The 17,433-nt window shown below is 45.2% G+C and carries 14 protein-coding genes; 10 read left to right on the top strand and 4 right to left on the bottom strand.

The features are described from left to right. On the top strand, positions 1–189 hold a 189-nt coding region (locus CIK96_RS13390; RefSeq protein ID WP_216820948.1), incomplete at its 5' end, for a hypothetical protein. Positions 190–449: 260 nt separating this feature from the next. Here the strand turns inward: CIK96_RS13390 and pelA are convergent. Further along, on the bottom strand, positions 450–2,294 hold the full coding sequence (pelA, locus tag CIK96_RS11540) for a pectate lyase (protein WP_094440657.1): 1,845 nt from the start codon (positions 2,292–2,294) through the stop codon (positions 450–452). Positions 2,295–2,436: 142 nt separating this feature from the next. On the opposite strand from pelA, the gene uvrA reads away from it, so the two are divergent. Next, the gene (gene uvrA / locus CIK96_RS11545) at positions 2,437–5,253 is read left to right on the top strand and encodes an excinuclease ABC subunit UvrA (RefSeq protein ID WP_094440658.1); all 2,817 of its coding nucleotides are present in this window, start codon (positions 2,437–2,439) and stop codon (positions 5,251–5,253) included. Here the strand turns inward: uvrA and CIK96_RS11550 are convergent. Together CIK96_RS11550 and CIK96_RS11555 are read right to left on the bottom strand one after the other, a co-directional pair. After that, on the bottom strand, positions 5,250–6,047 hold the full coding sequence (locus CIK96_RS11550; RefSeq protein WP_094440659.1) for an RNA methyltransferase: 798 nt from the start codon (positions 6,045–6,047) through the stop codon (positions 5,250–5,252). The two genes, uvrA and CIK96_RS11550, sit on opposite strands and share 4 nt — an antisense overlap. Before the next feature lie 224 nt (positions 6,048–6,271). Then, positions 6,272–8,980 (bottom strand): valine--tRNA ligase, encoded by a 2,709-nt coding sequence (locus tag CIK96_RS11555; RefSeq protein ID WP_094390909.1) that lies wholly within the window; start codon positions 8,978–8,980, stop codon positions 6,272–6,274. Between the two features lie 124 nt (positions 8,981–9,104). Here CIK96_RS11555 and mazG point away from each other — a divergent pair, with 124 nt between their 5' ends. The 8 genes from mazG to CIK96_RS11595 all read left to right on the top strand — a co-directional run bounded on the left by mazG (position 9,105) and on the right by CIK96_RS11595 (position 14,958). Continuing rightward, positions 9,105–9,953 carry a nucleoside triphosphate pyrophosphohydrolase gene (gene mazG / locus CIK96_RS11560; RefSeq protein WP_094440660.1) on the top strand — a complete coding sequence of 283 codons (849 nt, stop codon included), beginning with the start codon at positions 9,105–9,107 and terminating at the stop codon, positions 9,951–9,953. A 21-nt stretch (positions 9,954–9,974) separates the two neighbouring features. Then, positions 9,975–10,649, top strand: a complete 675-nt coding sequence (locus tag CIK96_RS11565; protein ID WP_094440661.1) for a lipocalin family protein — start codon at positions 9,975–9,977, stop codon at positions 10,647–10,649. Between the two features lie 33 nt (positions 10,650–10,682). After that, entirely contained in the window at positions 10,683–11,600 is a 918-nt protein-coding gene (locus CIK96_RS11570; protein WP_094440662.1) for a ribonuclease Z, read from the top strand. Positions 11,601–11,685: 85 nt separating this feature from the next. Further along, positions 11,686–11,994, top strand: a complete 309-nt coding sequence (locus CIK96_RS11575; protein WP_094435914.1) for a T9SS type A sorting domain-containing protein — start codon at positions 11,686–11,688, stop codon at positions 11,992–11,994. A 95-nt stretch (positions 11,995–12,089) separates the two neighbouring features. Next, entirely contained in the window at positions 12,090–13,526 is a 1,437-nt protein-coding gene (locus CIK96_RS11580; RefSeq protein ID WP_094440663.1) for a L,D-transpeptidase family protein, read from the top strand. Next, positions 13,523–14,080, top strand: coding sequence for an RNA polymerase sigma factor (locus CIK96_RS11585; protein ID WP_094390915.1), 558 nt, complete (start codon positions 13,523–13,525; stop codon positions 14,078–14,080). The genes CIK96_RS11580 and CIK96_RS11585 overlap by 4 nt, the downstream gene beginning before the upstream one ends. A gap of 40 nt (positions 14,081–14,120) precedes the next feature. After that, a complete protein-coding gene (locus tag CIK96_RS11590) occupies positions 14,121–14,483 on the top strand; it encodes a hypothetical protein (protein ID WP_094440664.1) in 363 nt (120 codons plus the stop codon). 22 nt (positions 14,484–14,505) lie between these two features. Then, the gene (locus CIK96_RS11595) at positions 14,506–14,958 is read left to right on the top strand and encodes a hypothetical protein (RefSeq protein ID WP_144007381.1); all 453 of its coding nucleotides are present in this window, start codon (positions 14,506–14,508) and stop codon (positions 14,956–14,958) included. A gap of 651 nt (positions 14,959–15,609) precedes the next feature. Here CIK96_RS11595 and CIK96_RS11605 read toward each other — a convergent pair. Next, a complete protein-coding gene (locus tag CIK96_RS11605; protein ID WP_158214865.1) occupies positions 15,610–16,881 on the bottom strand; it encodes a fimbrillin family protein in 1,272 nt (423 codons plus the stop codon). Between the last annotated feature and the right edge of the window lie 552 nt (positions 16,882–17,433).

Consider the following 17,433-nt stretch of genomic DNA (forward strand, 5'->3'; position numbering starts at 1 on the left):
AAACTGACTTTTACTGAGACAGGTTCTGTCACTACTGTGTTGTTGTCCTCTGATGAACAAGAGAACAGATGTGCTACAAACAAAGGTAGCAATAAAAAAAAGAATTTTTGCATAGACCTTATAAATTATTGCTGCAAAGTTAAAGTTTATTTTCATACGAAGCACGAAAAAACTCTTAAAAAAGTATAAAAGCAGTATTGATATAACGAAAAATGGCTAATTCTGTCCTTTTTATAGCAGTGTCAAAAGGGTGTTTATAAGAAATTATTTGCGAAAAAACGGTAAAACTGTCAGTTTTATATTGCCCCTGATGATTGATTTAGTATTAAGGTGCCTTATTAATAATATGCTTTTCTATTGAGCCGTAGTTTTAATAAAAAGAAACAAGGTAATTCTTCACAATGAAGATAACCTTGTTCCTTATAAGTTGTATAGAATGTTATAGAGGCTTAAATCTGACGTCCGTTGATGGCATATTTTTTATTGCCCTTCTCAATGATGATTTTACCATTCTTGACGTATTTGCGCGAAGTCTTATTGGGTGTGATAGTAATCTGTTCGATGCCTGTTGCCGATGAACAATAGACATAGATAATCAAGCAACATTGCTTGTTGCCAATAGAGAATGACAGTTTTTTCTCTACAGGTGCCTCAGTAAAACTAATAGAGTGAGAAACAGTAGTGTATGTATCGTCAACCTTTGCAGGGAATACATAATCTGTGCTGGAATAGTTAACTCCATTGACGTTCTTGATGTAAGCATCAGCATCGTAGTTATCGTATCCTGTAAAGGTGACTTTCACCACTTTTTTCCCTTCTGGAATATTGATATCGTAGGCATTGGCAGAATACTTGATCGTATTGTTTTTTCCAGCACCATAGACTTTGCCTTTCGCATTTGACACGGTAAATCCATTGTTAAAATGGTAGGTGTTTAGACCATCTCCAGTGGATTCTTCTGAGTAGGTGACTGCAGAGAGCTCAAAGGCTTCACCTTCGCCACCTTGTGTGGCATCGATACGCTTTTTCCAGGCGGGATACTCTTCGCTGATGAGTTTCTGACACCAACTGCCGAGATACTGGTAACTGGCTCTGTTAGTAGCCATCAGCGAGGTTGCCACAGGTACACCCTTGCTATCGATGACTGGGTCGGTATCAGCATAATTATAGAGGAAACGATAGAAGAGGTGAGGGTACTCGTTTTTGTAGATAGAGAAGATGGGTTTGTAGGCATTTTCAGCTTTGTAGCTCGACGTAGCAATTTCGTTTTCGGTGTAGGTATAATCTACGCCGTTGTAGTTATAGGTACGCTTCTTGCCACGCTCTTCCAGTTTTTTGAAAAATTTGTCGTAGATTTTCTTGCCACTCTCACCGCCAATCTGTATGAATCGTCCCCAAATAGCGCTACCGCTTTTGTCGATGATACGACGGTCTTGCTCGCCTTTTGCATTTGTGAAATCTTCAATGGCCTTACCCTCTATCTTATGGTTGTCGAGCCAAGTCACAGCCGCTGTAATAGCCTCCTGGAGTTCGGTAGAAGGTTTCTCGACAGTCATCAAGAAGGAGATAAGGTTGGCAGATTCATATCCGCTGACAGAAGGCAGTTCGTGAGGGCGTCCTTCTGCTGGCAGAAAATCGACAGGGTCGTGCTGTGCACACCATGCAGCCTTGACACCATTGTCATCGATTTGGCATTTCAGAATCACGTCGATGGCTTTATTGAAAGATGTCATACACTTAGTGCGTATGGTTTCGTCTGCAATATTGGTGAAATCGCCCTTGTTGTTATTGATGTCACGCAAGAGTTTCATCACATTGGTGACGAGGTCATCGTTGAAGGTGATGTAGTCTTGGTAACTGCCGTTGCCCGACAGTGGCCAGTATTGTGACCATCCGCCGCATGATTTCTCCGAAGTGAAGATCATATCAAGACCTTTAGTGAAGGCTGTACGGTATTTTTCTATCTTTGTGGCTTGCCATACTTTTGCCAAGAATCGCATCTCCTGTGTTGTTGCCGCATTATCGAGACAGGAATGCTCATCGCGACTAGCCTTCAGGTTTGCTAACTGATCGGGAGTGAGTTTGTGTAGTTGATCATTTTTCATCCATCCTCCCGTCGTCTTCTGTACATCGAGCACAATATCGGCGATGGCTTTAGCCTCATCGGTACCATACCATTCGGCTCCCATTTTTCCGTTGCAGACATCAGCCCATGACAACGTGGTTATATCGGTGGCGTTGACACCTGTACATAGTCCTAGCAACGCAATGACTGTGAGTAAATAGTGCTTCATAGAAAATTATGTTTTAGTAAGTTTGTTGTTTCCTAGTTTGGTTGCAAAGTTACGAATAATATTCTTAAATAAAAGAAAAAGTATGATTTTCTTTGTTATTCAGTCTCTTTTCCCTAACTTTGTGGTTCATTTGAATATAAATATGAACGACTATATTGAGATAAAAGGTGCGCGGGTCAACAATCTTAAGAATATCAATGTGAAGATACCCCGCAACAAACTGATTGTGGTGACTGGAGTCAGTGGCAGTGGTAAATCGTCATTGGCATTTGATACCTTGTATGCTGAAGGTCAGCGTCGCTACGTGGAGAGCTTGTCGAGTTATGCTCGTCAGTTTCTTGGACGTATGAACAAGCCCGAATGTGACTTTATCAAAGGTATTCCGCCTGCCATTGCCATCGAACAGCGTGTGATTTCACGCAATCCTCGTTCTACTGTAGGTACTACCACAGAGATTTACGAATACCTCCGACTGCTGTTTGCCCGAATAGGTAGAACCTACTCGCCGATTAGTGGTCAAGAGGTGAAGAAACATTCCACGGAGGATATCATCGCTTGTACCCAGCAATATGCGGCAGGAACTCGTTTCTTGATTATGGCTCCCGTAGTACTCCCTGAATCGCGTACATTGGGTCAGCAACTTAAAACCTACGTTTATAATGGATATTCGCGCTTGTTTGCCAAGGGCGAACTCTCGCGCATAGACGATTATCTGCAAGCGCATCCAGAAGCAGAAACGGCAACGACCGCTGAGGGTCTATACCTCGTGATAGACCGTATGGCGGTAGATGCCGCCAAAGATGCTGTGTCGCGATTGACAGACTCTACAGAAACAGCCTTCTATGAAGGTAATGGAGAATGTCGGTTGGTGTTCATGCCTTCGATGATTTCCTATGATTTCTCTATGCGTTTTGAAGCGGATGGAATCACCTTTGAAGAACCTAACGACAATATGTTCTCGTTCAACTCTCCAGCCGGAGCCTGTCCTGAATGTCAGGGTTTTGGCAATATCATCGGTATCGACGAACACTTGGTGATTCCTGACACGTCACTGTCGGTTTATGACGGTTGTGTGGTATGCTGGCATGGTGAAAAGATGAAAGCATGGAAAGAGGAATTCTGTCGCAGAGCAGCCCTTGACGATTTTCCTATCTTTGAACCCTATTATAATCTTACACAAAAGCAGAAAAACCAACTCTGGCACGGCTTGCCGTCAGACCGCAAACGTGCTAAGGGAGAACGGGTGTCGATAGATGATTTCTTCCGCATGGTTACAGAAAATCAGTATAAGATACAATACCGTGTGATGTTGAGTCGATACCGTGGAAAAACCACTTGTCCGAAGTGTCACGGATCACGACTGAAGCCCGAAGCCAACTACGTGAAAATAGCAGGCAGAAGCATTAGCGACCTTGTGGAAATGCCCATTGTGCGACTGAAAACATGGTTTGACCAACTCGACCTTGAACCGCAAGATGCACAGATAGGTAAACGCCTTCTGACGGAAATCAACTCCCGTTTGCAGTTTATGCTGGACGTAGGTCTCGGATATCTCACCCTCAACCGCATGTCAAACACGCTGTCGGGCGGTGAGAGCCAACGTATCAATCTCACCACCTCGCTCGGTTCATCGCTCGTAGGATCACTCTATATCCTTGACGAACCCAGTATAGGTCTTCATAGTCGTGATACCGACCGTCTCATCCGTGTGCTCCGCCAGTTACAGGCTCTTGGCAATACCGTAGTCGTGGTGGAACATGATGAAGAGATGATGCGTGCTGCCGATTATATCATCGATATAGGTCCTGATGCAGGCCGACTCGGAGGTGAAATTGTGTTTGAAGGGGAGGTTAAGCACATCAGCGAAAAGGAGTTGGAAGAGAATCCCCACAGTCACACGCTCCGCTATCTGTCTGGTAAAGATACTATTGTTGTGCCTTCTACCCGCAGACCATGGAATCGCAAAATCAATATCAATGGTGCGCGAATGAATAATCTTCGGGGAGTGGATGTGTCCATCCCACTCAATGTGATGACGGTGGTGACGGGAGTCAGTGGAAGTGGAAAATCGAGCCTTATCAAGGGAATCTTTTATCCCGCCCTTAAGCGATTGCTGGGGGATGTGTGCGATGCGCCTGGCGAATTTAGCGGTCTTACCGGAGATATTGATGCAGTGAAACGCGTAGAATTTGTAGATCAGAATCCAATAGGACGATCCACTCGTTCCAATCCAGCCACTTACGTCAAAGCCTATGATGCCATTCGCGAACTCTTTGCTGCCCAGCCATTAGCGCAGCAAATGGGCTTCACAGCGCAGTATTTCTCATTCAACGCAGAAGGCGGACGATGTGAAGAGTGTAAAGGTGCGGGTGTCATCAATGTGGAGATGCAGTTTATGGCAGATCTCGTATTGGAGTGTGAAGCATGTCACGGCCACCGCTTTAAGCGCGATATCTTAGACGTGCGCTTTGAAGGCAAGAATATTGATGAGGTATTGGGAATGACCATTTCAGAGGCCATTCAATTCTTTGGGGAATACAACCAGAAAACTATCGTCAGCCGACTCAAACCGTTGGAGGATGTGGGACTGGGTTACATCAAACTCGGACAAAATTCATCTACGCTATCGGGAGGAGAAAACCAACGTGTGAAATTGGCATACTTCATAGGGCAGGAGAAACAGTCGCCTACGGTGTTCATATTCGACGAACCTACCACTGGTCTTCACTTTCATGACATTAAACGACTGCTCCGTTCTTTCGATGCACTGATCAGTCGAGGCCACAGCGTAGTCATCATCGAACACAACCTTGACGTCATCAAGTGTGCCGACTATATCATAGACCTTGGTCCCGACGGTGGTGACCGTGGTGGTAACCTTGTATGTGCAGGCACACCTGAAGAGGTGGCAACATGTGAAACGAGTGTGACAGGACGTTACCTCAAAGAGAAACTCTAACGCTTGCCCAATTCCCAGAATGCTACAGCCGATGCTGCTGCCACATTGAGTGAATCGACTTGATGGGACATGGGAATACGCACTACGTAATCGGCATCACTCACTACATCGTGGGGGAGGCCGTCTCCCTCTGTTCCCAAAACGATGGCTAGCCGAGGCTCTTCCTTCAGTGTCTCATGGTCTAAAGCTACGGAGTCGTCGGTCAGTGCCATGGCTGCTGTCTTGAATCCATAATCATGAAGTGAACTGATAGGGCCGTCTATCCATGTCCAAGGTACGAGAAACACCGATCCCATTGATACGCGTACCGCTCTGCGGTTGAGCGGGTCACATGAGTTTCTGGTCAACAGCACACCGTCAATGCCCAATGCAGCTGCCGACCGGAATATGGCTCCGATATTAGTGGTATCTACCACGTTATCAATAACAGCCACCCGTCGTGCATCTTGGCAAATGTCTTCCACCTGAGGCATGCTCCATCGCTTCATGGCACACAATACACCTCTTGTCAACGCATAGCCGGTCAGTTCTGTGAGAAGATGGCGTGGTCCCGTATATACTGGCACATCACCTATTGCAGCGATGATGTCACTGGCGTCACCTGTAATATGCCGCTCTTCACAAAGCAATGCTATCGGTTGACAACCTGCCTGTAATGCTACTCTGATGACTTTCGGACTTTCTGCAATGAAAATGCCTTCTTCTGTCTCTTTAACCTGTCGCAGCTGTGCTTCGGTCAACTTACTGAAAAGTTCGATACCTGGATGTGAGAGTGATGTGATGGGGATAATCATGAGTTAGTAATGTCTTTTTGTATTAGACTGCAAAATTACTACTTTCATGGGAAATAATCAAGAAAACGAAGCATGAAATCTTACTAAGACCTTAACCGCAAATCCAATTGGGCGATTGGTGGTTAAGTTTGATGGGAAACATGGCGAACAGCCTGATTTAGAAAACGAGAAACGGCGCGGTGGGCATTCCCCACCGCGCCGTTTCTTAAATATAGGAATACAGATTACTGTTGGGCACGAAGTGCTTCCAATGATTCTTTCAGTGCTGCAATCTTCTCCTCTGAATCGCTCTGCTTCTTGCGCTCCAGGGCAACGACAGCCTCAGGAGCATTGGCCACAAAGCGCTCGTTAGAGAGTTTCTTCATGACGCCTGCCAGGAATCCTTCAAGGTGCTTCAACTGAGCCTCTTGCTTTTCTATCTCGGCAGCAATGTCAATCATGTTGCCAAGAGGAATGGCAAACTCATCAGTTCCTACCATGAAGGCAGCAGCGGTAGTGTCTTTCTCTGCCACAGTATCGATCTCGCTGATATTGGCCATCTTCACAATCACATCGGTGTAAGCTTCGTAATGGTTGATGCCCACTACCTGAAGAACGAGTGCCTCTTTCGGAGCGATATTCTTCTGGTTGCGTACCATGCGTACACCCGACACAATCTGCTTCACCAACTCAATGTCGGCGGCAAGAGCCTTCTCCTGATCCGTGGGGGCATCAAGGTGCAGACTCTCACGCATGATGCTTTCGCCGTTCTTGCGCTCGTAGAGAGCCTGCCACAGTTCTTCTGTGATGAACGGCATGAAGGGGTGAAGCATCTTCAAGAGAATATCGAAGAAATGGAGTGTAGCCTCGTAGGTCTTTTTGTCGATGGGCTGTGCCTCGCCATTGATGTAGGCAGGCTTCACCATTTCCAAGTACCAGCTTGAGAACTCGTCCCAGAAGAGTTTATAGACAGCCATCAGGGCTTCAGAGATGCGGTATTTGGAGAACAGATCCTGCAGTTCCTCGTTGACCTCTTTGAGCTTAGCTTCAAACCATGCTGTTGCAGTCTTGCTGGCCTCGGGTTGTTCAATGTCTGCCACCTGCCATCCTTTTACCAAACGGAAGGCATTCCAGATCTTATTATTGAAATTACGACCCTGTTCGCAGAGAGAGTCATCGAAGAGTATATCATTGCCTGCAGGAGCAGAAAGCATCATTCCCATGCGTACACCGTCAGCACCGTATTTTTCGATGAGTTCGATGGGGTCGGGACTGTTGCCGAGAGATTTCGACATCTTACGACCCAGCTTATCACGCACGATACCTGTGAAATAAACGTGTTTGAACGGCATCTTCCCTACGTATTCATAGCCAGCCATGATCATGCGGGCAACCCAGAAGAAGATAATGTCCGGACCAGTTACAAGGTCGCTCGTGGGATAATAGTAGTTGATTTCTTCATTGCCGGGATTGTTGATACCGTCAAAGAGTGAGATGGGCCACAACCAAGAGGAGAACCATGTGTCGAGGGCATCTTCATCCTGACGTAGGTCAGCATCGGTTATAGTAGCATCTTTCTCCTTGGCCAACTGCAGGGCTTTCTCGCGGGTTTCTGCCACAACGAAATCACCTTGCTCATTATAATAATACGCAGGAATGCGATGACCCCACCAGAGCTGACGGGAGATACACCAGTCTTGGATATTCTCAAGCCAGTTCTTGTAGGTGTTCTTATATTTCTCAGGATAGAACTTGATGTCGTCGTCCATAACGGGAGGCAACGCAATATCTGCAAAATGCTGCATGCGGAGGAACCACTGGAGAGAGAGACGTGGCTCGATGGCGGTGTCTGGGTTGCGCTCAGAGTAGCCCACCTTGTTGGTGTAGTCCTCAATACGCTCCATCAGTCCTGCCTTTTTGAGGTCTTCTGCTATCTTCTTGCGGCAGTCGAAGCGGTCCATACCTACATAGAGTGGAGACTGCTCGGAAATCGTTCCGTCGGCATTGAAGATATCGATGGTCTCAAGATTGTGGGTCTTGCCAAGCATATAGTCGTTGGTGTCGTGGGCAGGAGTAACCTTCAAGCATCCTGTACCAAACTCAATATCCACATATCGGTCTTCGATGACAGGAATCACACGACCTACAAGGGGTACGATGACCTTACGGCCCTTGAGCCATTGGTTCTTCGGGTCTTTCGGGTTGATACACATAGCGGTGTCACCCATGATGGTTTCAGGACGTGTGGTAGCCACAACAGCATAATAGCCTTTGGCATCCTTATGAATGATGTTGCCTTCTGCCAGCAGGGCTTCTTCATTGTCCAGTGAGGTGAGTCCGTCAACATAGTATTTGAGATGGAAGAGATGGCTTTTCTCTTCACGGTAGATAACCTCCTCGGTAGAAAGTGCTGTCAGGGCTTTTGGATCCCAGTTCACCATGCGTAAACCACGATAGATGAGTCCCTTGTTGAAGAGATCCACAAAAACCTTGATGACGCTCTCCGAACGTTTCTCGTCCATGGTGAATGAAGTGCGGTCCCAATCACATGAAGCTCCCAGTCGGCGCAACTGCTTGAGGATGATGCCTCCATGCTCGTCGGTCCATTCCCATGCGTGTTTGAGAAACTCGTCTCGACTCAAATCGTGCTTCTTGATTCCCTGTTCTGCAAGTTTCTTCACCACTTTGGCTTCGGTAGCGATAGAAGCATGGTCGGTTCCAGGAACCCAACATGCATTTTTGCCTTCCATACGAGCACGTCGTACAAGAATATCCTGAATGGTATTGTTCAACATGTGGCCCATGTGCAACACGCCAGTGACATTGGGGGGCGGGATGACAACAGTGTAGGGTTCACGTCCGTCTGGTTTTGAGGCAAACAGCTTGTTGTCCAACCAGTATTGGTACCATTTCGATTCAACCTCTTTTGGGTCGTATTTACTTGCTAATTCCATATTAAATATAATAAATCTTCTTTAATAATGTGCAAAGGTACTAATAAGCAAGGAAAATGCCAAATAAAATTTTGGTTTTTCGCTTGGTTATTAGTACCTTTGCACTATTGTAATTATAATGACAATGCATACAAGAGAAGAAAAAATGGAAGCTTTCGGGCGTATGCTCGATGTTCTCGACACACTTCGGGAAAAATGCCCGTGGGACAAAAAACAGACCAATGAAAGCCTGCGTCCCAATACGATAGAGGAAACTTATGAGTTGTGTGATGCACTCATCAAGGATGATGTGAAAGAGATCTGCAAGGAGCTCGGAGATGTGTTGCTCCATGTGGCTTTCTATGCCAGAATGGGAGAAGAAAAGCAACAATTTGATATAGCCGATGTCTGTAACCATTTGGTTGATAAACTGATATTCCGTCATCCTCATGTCTATCACCCTTCGCAGGTGGGAGCCTCTCATCCCCTGCCATTGCCTTATGGCGAGAATGGTGAAGCCAGCGAATATCAGAAGGCTGACAGTGTAGAAAAGGTGTTGGACAACTGGGAGCAAATCAAACAGAAAGAAAAGGACGGCAACAAAACCGTACTGTCTGGAGTACCTGCCTCGCTGCCTTCCATCATCAAGGCTTATCGCATCCAGGACAAAGCACGCCATGTGGGATTCGACTGGGAAGACCGACAGGATGTGTGGGCAAAGGTGCGTGAAGAACTTACCGAACTGGAAACAGAACTCAAGAAAGAGGATAAACAGCGGTCGGAAGAGGAATTGGGAGACTTTATCTTCTCTGTCATCAATGCTGCCCGACTTTATCATCTCAATCCGGATAATGCCTTGGAACTGACCAACCAGAAATTCATCCGACGCTTCAATTATATTGAGCAACACAGCCTCAAAGTGGGTAAACCGCTCACTGAGATGACGCTGGAGGAAATGGACCAACTTTGGAACGAAGCAAAAGCACAGGAATAATCAACCCAAAAATTTAATAAAATGATGATGTTAACCAAAAGAAATTTGATTCCATTTGCCATGGTAGCCATGGCAATTGTGACTATCTGCAGTTGCGGAGGAAAAGAAAAACGTGTACCTTTTGACAGTGGCGACTCAACAAGTAACGTACTTCAAGACAAGACAGTATATGGTGTCTGTGGAGACGGAACTGCCATGCATACCTTGCAAATCATTACTGACCTCGGAGATACCGTGACCTTTGATATTGCAGCGGCTGTGGATAATAATAAAGTGTTTGGAGGACTCCAGGCGGGCGACAGAATTGCCGTAGTGCCAGGAACTGACAAAAATACAGCGGTCTGTGTCATCAACCAAACTTCATTGCTCGGAAATTGGGTGATGCCCAATCCGCTTGACGGAAGTGATGAAGTGGGCTTCAGCATCAAAGAAGGCGGTGTGGTGGAAGGTATTGAACAGAGTTCCATCATCTACAAAACCTGGCGTTTGTTCAACGGACAACTTGAAGTGGTGAGCGAACGCGAAAGCGGTGGAGGCATCGAAGATATTGCCTTGTATAATATCATCAAACTGACTGCCGACTCTCTCATCATCAAGGATGCTGAGGATATCTTTGAATATGGTCGTCAACAAACTAAGAAAGAACACTCGGATATCAAACTTGAAGAGGCTTCGAGTGAAGACTTTAAAATATAATTGCTGTTCGAAATACTAACCGACTGTTCTCACATGGAACCATTTCGTGTGCATATACTTGGGTGCGGAAGCGCACTGCCTACACTCCGCCACTTTGCCTCATCGCAAGTGGTGGAGATGAGGGGAAAACTGTTTATGGTAGATTGTGGAGAGGGTACTCAGATGCAACTGAGACGCTCACGTATCCGGTTTACCAAAATTTCTGCTGTGTTTATCAGCCATCTCCATGGTGACCATTGCTTCGGACTTATTGGTATGCTGAGCACATTCGGACTCCTGGGACGTACGGCAAAACTCGATGTCTATGGACCTGCACCACTGGGAGATGTGATGCGGCAACAGATGAAGATCTTCTGCCATGATTTCGACTATGAGGTTGTGTTTCATGATGTTGATACCCGACAGCAACAAGTGGTCTATGAAGATCGTTCGCTGACCGTGGAGACTGTTCCCCTCGAACATAGAATGCCGTGCTGTGGCTACCTCTTCCGCGAAAAACCGACCTTGCCGCATATCCGACGCGACGTGCTGGATGCCTACCATATTCCCGTGTCTCAAATCAATAATATCAAGGCGGGAGCTGACTGGGTGAGTGAAGATGGTGAACGGGTGAGCAATAGCCTGCTCGTTGAACCTGCCGATCCTCCTCGTAGCTATGCGTATTGCAGCGACACACGCTATATTCCGAACCTTGCATCGAGAATCAAAGGGGTGAGTGTGCTCTACCATGAGAGCACCTACACAGAGGAATATGTGGCCCTGGCTGAGCAATACATGCACTCCACAGCTCAACAGGCTGCCATGGTGGCACGTGATGCTGAGGCTGGAAAATTGGTGTTGGGACATTATTCTTCAAGGTGTGAAGACGAAAAAATACTGCTTGACGAGGCCAAACAGATTTTCCCTGATTCCATGCTGGCCAACGAGGGATTGACTATTGATGTGGAATAAATCGGTGAAAACAAGAGTGAAAATTTTGATATTTCAAAGAATATTCTTATTTTTGCAACAAATTATAAATAAATAACCGTATCACATGAGGAGATTGCTATTGTTGATAGCACTTTTTGCAACTGCAATGTTGACGCTGCCTGTTCAGGCTGCGAATAGCAACATGGTGTCTGTTGCGCGTGAGGCAGGCAACGAAGAAATCCATATTTCTGTAGCGAAAAATGCTGTTCATGTGATGGGCGCACAAGGCAAGATATTGGAGGTCATTTCATTGATCGGACGCCATGTGATGACTGTTAGAATAGATAGTCCTGCGCAGAAAATCGAACTTAATCTTCCAAAAGGGTGTTACATTATCAAGGTTGGCAAAGTGACAAGAAAAGTCATTCTCTGATTTTCGCAATTCTTTCTCTTGTCATCCTGTTTACAGCTTGTAACGGTCACCATGAGAAACAAGATGTTGAGACAATAAAGAATGTCATCGGAGAAATGAAGTCCGAACAATATGTCATGGATGCGCAAAGCATCAGGAAATATATTGTGGAATCATGCCGGCAATATGCGTCAAGCCGATATAAATTCATGGCACAATACTATGAAAATAATGGGGCGTTACTATGGACTGACCGCTATGGACTGCGACCGCAAGCGGATTCTCTCATTGCCCGATTGCACCAAATAGATGAATATGGCTTTTCTCCACAGGCTTTTCAAATCGATGAAATAGAAGCGGATGCACAACGTGTACGTAACTTGGATTTCGATCAATCACATCCTGCTGGAAAAATATGTGCGAGTCTGGAATATAGACTTTCTAAGGCTTATCTCCGACTTGTCACAGGACAGCGGTATGGCTTCGTCAACCCACACAAGGCTTATGTCTTTCAAACGGCTAAGGCGGATACCACAGGGACAATGAGAGGGAAGATGACGTTGCTCTACGACTTACCTGTTGAATACCCTTCCGCTGAGTTCTATCAACAGGCATTCAATGAGGTCCTTGCCAATAGGGTGGGTGAGGAGATGGATAGAAACGAACCGACTGATCCGCTCTATAAAGAACTCAAAAGGAGACTCCACGATGCGAAAGGACCTGACCGGCGCCGTATCTTGGTCAATATGGAGCGTTGCAGATGGCGCAAAGCACACGAAGTTTCTCTGAGCGGACGTCGTGTGGTGGTAAACATACCGGCATTCGAACTTTATGCTTACCAGGAGAACCAATGCCTCTCCATGCGCATAGGCTGTGGAACAAGCGAAACACGTACACCTCTGCTTTCTAGCGAAATCACCTATTTCCAAGTCAACCCCGAATGGGGCATCCCGCAAAGCATCATCAATAAGGATGTGGCACGACACGCAGGAGATAGTAGCTATTTTGCAAAACATAGATACCGCATCATTGAACGGGCTACAGGAAAACATATAGATGCCCGATTCGTGACCCGACAGATGCTGACCAATGGTATATGTCGCGTTGCACAGGAGGGTGGACCTGGCAATGCCATGGGACGTATCGTATTCCGATTTAAAAATAACTATTCGGTCTATCTGCACGACACGTCATCACCGGGCTTCTTTGCCAATGCCGTCAGAATGGTGTCACACGGATGTGTGAGGATACAGAAACCATTTGAGTTCGCGCAATACCTGCTCGAAGATGCTGATGAATGGACGCTGGAACGCATACGTATCTCTATGGGAATCCGACCCGAGACACAACGTGGACGTGACTACATCCGGAAACACCCGTTGCTGGAGGAGAAAACCTATCGTCTGGTGTCTGTCATGCGACTGCCACACCCCGTACCCATATACATTGTGTATTATACAATCTACCCCGATGCAAAGGGACAGCTTCAATACTATCCTGACGTCTATGCTTATGATGATGCGATCTGGAATGAAATAAAAACGATATCATGAGTCAGGAGAAATTCAACGAAAAACAACTCGTAGAACTTCTCAAACGACCTGAAACAAGACGTAAGGCTTTTGAGATTGTGGTACGCCAATATAGCGAAACGCTCTATTGGAAGGTGAGACGTATGGTCCTCACACATGATGATGCTGACGATGTGATGCAGAACGTGATGCTGAAAGCATGGACAAATATCGACTCTTTCCAACAACAGTCACTCCTTTCTACATGGCTTTACCGTATTGCCATCAACGAGAGTCTTAACTTCATCAGAAGCCAACGCAATAAAGCGGTGAATATCGATGCTGACAAACAAGCAGAACTGGCTGATAGACTCATGGCTGACCCTTATTTCGATGGAGACGAAACAGCTGCGCAACTCCAACAGGCTATTGCCTCGCTCCCTGATGTGCAACGCACCGTTTTCAACCTGCGCTATTATGACAATATGAAATATAGCGAGATGAGCCAACTCCTCGATACAACTGAAGGGGCGCTGAAAGCGTCTTATCATATTGCAGTGAAGAAGATCACCGAGTTTTTCAATCAGAAGGATTAAACCTTTTGCGCCATTATACGTCAAACAAAAAAAAGAAACAATGAACGAAGAGAAATATATACACCAGCAAATGAAAGGAAAACAACCTTTCAAAGTGCCAGAAGGATATTTCGACGATTTGGCAATGAGAATCATGACAAATCTACCCGATGCTGAACAACATGGTGCTACACCTACTGTTGCTGTTCATCAACATCGGACGGTAAGATTATGGATATCGGCTGCTGCGGCTTGTCTCGCTGTCATGGTAGTAGCTACCGCTCTCCTTTTCCAACAGGATTCTCCGCAACATGTCTATAAGGTGCAAGCTGCAGAAATGTCTGGCGATAGATTTGTTGATGAGGCTGCCGACTATGCCATGATTGATAATACTGACATCTATGCCTATCTTGAAGATAATTGATGACCCACAAAATCCTGCAACAATGAAGACTAAGTTTCACACCATACTGTTAATGATCGTCATGGCTATGATGACGTCAGTAGCCTGGGCTCAAAACAACCAAAAGTTCTCTCCAAAACAATTCGATGCAGAACTCACGGCATACGTGATAAAGAAAGCGCACCTCACACCGCAAGAGGCTGATAGACTCATCCCTTTGATGAAACAGATGCACAGCCGCCAACGAACGGTGTATGTAAGAATAAGAAATACGCACAAGACGCTACGCGAACACCCTAACGACAACGAGGCTTGCCGTAAGGCTTTGATAGAGCGCGACAAACTGAATATTGAACTCAAAACCATCGAACAGAAATTCCATAACAAGATGATGCGGGTGGTTCCTGCCAGCAAAGTCCTTGCTGCCGTTGAGGCTGAAGACCGCTTCTTCCGTCATGCCATGAAACAATGGAAAAATCGTCCACCAAAGAAATAACGCTTCACCGTCACACGGATTTTTTTTCCCACCATGTGCGCTTCCTTTTAACGTCACACAGATATTCTGGAACAGTGAGAGCAGAGGGAAAGCGAACGTTTTCGTTAAGCCAAATGAAGCAGAATTAAGTTCACTTAAACTCTGCCATGGCGAGAAAAGGTGCCATAAAATGGAGCTCTCACTCTGTCTTCGCTACTCCAAAACATCTTGCCGTAGGCAACTAAAATAATCCACGGATCACACGGAGAACACGGAAAAAGATTATAGTTAAAGATTTTCTTTAAGATTATGGTTAGGATGTCGAGCCTGTAAGGCGATCCCCATAAAACCCCTTCCCAGAAGCGAGGTATTCGAGCGCATTATAGTCAAAGATTTTAGTTAAAGATTATGTTGTAGCTGCCTACCTGAGTGATAGATTATTTCTGGCCATAGGCCATATTTTTATTAAAGATTTCCCCCAAAGATTTCTTGCGAAGCAACTTCCAAAATAATTCCGTGTCCTCCGTGTGCTCCGTGGATAAAATTCCGATGATCCGTGTCCTCCGTGTGCTCCGTGGATAAATCCCGATGATCCGATGATTGATTTCTGTGACAACATAAAAGATGCGCCCAAGTATATCACCCGGACGCATCATCATTATTCTCAAATTATTATTTTGTAAACCGTACAACAGCAACAGGACGGAGAATTGCTTTATTAGTAGTTAGACTTAAATCTCTCTTAACTTTAGAGCTGAGTAGATACCCTCTAATCGTTCCGTTGTCATCATAAAAATAATCCTCATTATTCACTAACTTAGGTTCCGGAATTTTTTGATTTATTATACCTGTTCCTGTCGAATAAATAGCATCCATTTCTGCTTCATTAGGCAAGTGCCAACCAGTTATTTCATTTTCTGATGCGATTTCCGACAATTTAGAATTGATGGAATTACGAGCTTCTTCTTGACTCATCGAACCATTACATACATCAGAATACTGATTCGGATGCAACAGCAATACCTTGATAGCATTACTTTCTTCGGTGCGACTCAATACATAACACCCTTTATAAAGGGTACCAACCTCAGGAGCTGTTTCATTGATAGTAGGACCAGATCCTCCATCCTGAGTATTGGTCTCATCGAAGTTAAAGACGATATCCTCAGTACCCTGCCATGTAGCCCCCGTGATAGTACCCGTCACATGAAAATTTTGTTTCTCAGTATAGGTAGCATTAATATGATATAGATAGTTGCTTTTCCATTTATCGGTCAACTGATAGGTATAACCTTTAGCATTTCCATTCGTTGTCATACTAATCTTCACAGAGGCAGATGCAGCAACATCAAACAACACGTGTCTTGGTGTTTTCAACTCCCATGTACCCGATTCCGTACCAGATTTTTCCAGTGTGATCACTTCAATATTCACATCTTTCATTGTACCGTCAAAAGTCATACTCTTACACGTCTTCGACAGCGTCACACTCACAGCAGTGACATCGTCAGGAACCTGTTTGATGACGATAGATTCAATCTTCGACACACAGCGATTCATCGACAGGTTGATAGTGTTAGCTTCCCCTTTCGTCGTAGTCACCGAACTTTTAGCCATCATCAAGTCCCCATGCTCTTGTCCGTCTTGCAAGGTAATCACAGACGCAAGTGTAGCCTCTTTCACACTGGGCAACGTATATTTCCCCTCTGCCACACCTCCGAAGGCATACACATCATACACACCTTCTACCAAGTCATAGACAACACTCGCGTCAGCAGATTCGATACGCCGAAAGTCAATACACGCCTTGTTGGCATCAAACAGATAAACAGCCACAGGATACGCCACTTCTTCAGCCCCACTCTCCGAGCGAGTGGTAACAGTCAAACTACTTTCTGGGTTAACCGGGGTTACCTCAGAGAATTCTTTTTCACAGGATGTCAAGAGGGTCATTGACACCACAGTCATGACAATACTCACGACCAATTGAATGTTCTTTTTCATTGTTTAGTTTTATGTTTTGTTGTTATTGGTTCTTCATCGCCTTTTTTTTATTAATCAGACAAAAGTACAAAAAATCACAGAAACAAAGAAAGAAAATTAAAGGAAAATCAAAAAAATCCACGGATCACACGGAGAACACGGAGTGTTTAGTTTAAAGGTTATAGTTTAAAGGTTATAGTTTAAAGGTTATAGGTAGTGGTTAGCGTTAAGGTTATAGTTTAAAGTTTAGAGATTCCAGTTAAAGATTTTTGTTAAGATTTTAGTTTAGATTTCGAGCATCTCCGATGCGATCCATAATAAAACCCTTCCCAAAAGCGAGGAACTCGAGCGCATTTTTGTCAAAGATTATAGTTGAAGATTATATTTAACGTGAGTTCGACGAATTAGAATAAGGTCAATTGTCTATCAATAGTCCTTTGAACGGCAATTGTAGGTTTCTTAGGAAAGAAGCAATATGCTGCCAAAGCTCCAAGAGTATTGACAATGAAGTTG

The organism is Prevotella sp. P4-98 (assembly GCF_002251405.1).
GTDB lineage: Bacteria > Bacteroidota > Bacteroidia > Bacteroidales > Bacteroidaceae > Prevotella.

Excerpts from the sequence above, each read along its gene's own strand:
- CIK96_RS11565 (WP_094440661.1), top strand. The coding sequence starts at position 9,975 with ATGATGATGTTAACCAAAAGAAATTTGATTCCATTTGCCATGGTAGCC.
- CIK96_RS11585 (WP_094390915.1), top strand. The coding sequence starts at position 13,523 with ATGAGTCAGGAGAAATTCAACGAAAAACAACTCGTAGAACTTCTCAAA.
- CIK96_RS11595 (WP_144007381.1), top strand. The coding sequence starts at position 14,506 with ATGAAGACTAAGTTTCACACCATACTGTTAATGATCGTCATGGCTATG.
- CIK96_RS11550 (WP_094440659.1), bottom strand. The coding sequence starts at position 6,047 with ATGATTATCCCCATCACATCACTCTCACATCCAGGTATCGAACTTTTC.
- CIK96_RS11580 (WP_094440663.1), top strand. The coding sequence starts at position 12,090 with ATGAAGTCCGAACAATATGTCATGGATGCGCAAAGCATCAGGAAATAT.
- pelA (WP_094440657.1), bottom strand. The coding sequence starts at position 2,294 with ATGAAGCACTATTTACTCACAGTCATTGCGTTGCTAGGACTATGTACA.
- CIK96_RS11570 (WP_094440662.1), top strand. The coding sequence starts at position 10,683 with ATGGAACCATTTCGTGTGCATATACTTGGGTGCGGAAGCGCACTGCCT.
- uvrA (WP_094440658.1), top strand. The coding sequence starts at position 2,437 with ATGAACGACTATATTGAGATAAAAGGTGCGCGGGTCAACAATCTTAAG.
- CIK96_RS11555 (WP_094390909.1), bottom strand. The coding sequence starts at position 8,980 with ATGGAATTAGCAAGTAAATACGACCCAAAAGAGGTTGAATCGAAATGG.
- CIK96_RS11575 (WP_094435914.1), top strand. The coding sequence starts at position 11,686 with ATGAGGAGATTGCTATTGTTGATAGCACTTTTTGCAACTGCAATGTTG.
- mazG (WP_094440660.1), top strand. The coding sequence starts at position 9,105 with ATGCATACAAGAGAAGAAAAAATGGAAGCTTTCGGGCGTATGCTCGAT.
- CIK96_RS11590 (WP_094440664.1), top strand. The coding sequence starts at position 14,121 with ATGAACGAAGAGAAATATATACACCAGCAAATGAAAGGAAAACAACCT.